The following is a 1,232-nucleotide window of genomic DNA, read 5'->3' on the forward strand; positions in this document are numbered from 1 at the left end:
CTCGTACGCCGCGCGGACCTCGTCCAGGGTCGCCGGGCCGGTCAGCTGGTCGGTGCCGACACCGCATGGATCCGGTAGCGGGTGGCGAAGCCCATCGCCACGGGCGCGATGATGGCGACGGCAGCGGGACTGACCGCACCCATGGCGGTCACGGCCGCGCACACCGCGAACATCGCCCACGGCACGAGGGCCACTCGTCCTCTGACCGCCCGCACTGCCGCGTGAATGATCCAGTCGACCGTGCCGTTGTTTCTGGCCAGCGCGAACAGGTAAGTGACACCGACCAGGATGACGAAGAGGCTGGCCGGGAAGCCGTCGAGGATCTCGCTGGTATCGACGGTGAAGACCAGTGTTCCGACGACGAAGGCAGCCACCAGGGCAAGCGCACCCATGTTCACCGACCTCACGGTGGATATGACGAACACCAGGACAAGTACTGACAGGGCTATGACATTTGCCATCGAACTCTCAATCCGTTCGCGACCATCTTGTGGTCTGCATCACTTGGAATTGGCCTAGCCTCTCTGCCACTGCGCCATTTGTCAAGTACACTCCGAGGCATGAATTCGACGTCATCGCCCGGCTCGCGCTCGGGCCTGCCCGGACGATTGAAGCGTCCGCGTCTGTACGAGCAGTTGGCCGAGCACATCTCGAATTTCATCGAGGCTCAAGGTCTTTCGCCCGGCGATCGGCTTCCTCCCGAACGCAGCCTGGCTGCCGAACTCGGCGTGAGTCGCGCGTCGCTCGCTCAGGCGCTCGTTGCCCTCGAAATCCGGGGCCGAGTCGAAATCCAGCACGGCAACGGTGCAGTGATTCGTGAAGCTCCGACGCCTGACGCGGGCCGCTCTGCGGACTCGGGAGTGCGGCTACAGGACCGAACCGTCGACGAACTGACTGCGGCCAGGGAAGCGATCATGGCCGGCCTGGCTCGGGCGGCGGCGTCGAATCCCAACGCTGCGCTTCGGGTCGCGATGTTGACCGACGACGGGACCGCGAGAAACTTCGCCGAGACGTGGCGCTGCGTCAGGCACCTGGCCGGTGGCGGCTTATTGGCTGATCTCGACGACACCATCGCCCAGCAGGCGGACGTGCCCGAGTCCTCGGCGCGACTGTCTGCGCGACTCGATCAGCTCGCCCCTGGCGCTCAGCGTGTACGCGTTCATCGACTGCATCAGCACGAAGGACGACGAGATCCGCCACATGCCCAAGCCGCTGTGGGCGCTCCTTGTCCT

Annotated in this window: 2 pseudogenes; one reads left to right on the forward strand and one right to left on the reverse strand. The window is 65.1% G+C overall.

Going from position 1 to position 1,232, the window contains the following annotated elements:
• Nucleotides 1–68: 68 nt before the first annotated feature.
• Nucleotides 69–461: pseudogene (locus ABT116_RS47855) on the reverse strand (transporter permease); the annotation flags it as partial.
• A gap of 99 nt (nucleotides 462–560) precedes the next feature.
• Between ABT116_RS47855 and ABT116_RS47860 the strand changes: the two are divergent.
• Nucleotides 561–803 (forward strand): annotated as a pseudogene (locus tag ABT116_RS47860) (FadR/GntR family transcriptional regulator); the annotation flags it as partial.
• Nucleotides 804–1,232: the final 429 nt, after the last annotated feature.

Source organism: Streptomyces sp. NPDC002130 (assembly GCF_040296465.1).
Lineage (GTDB): Bacteria > Actinomycetota > Actinomycetes > Streptomycetales > Streptomycetaceae > Streptomyces.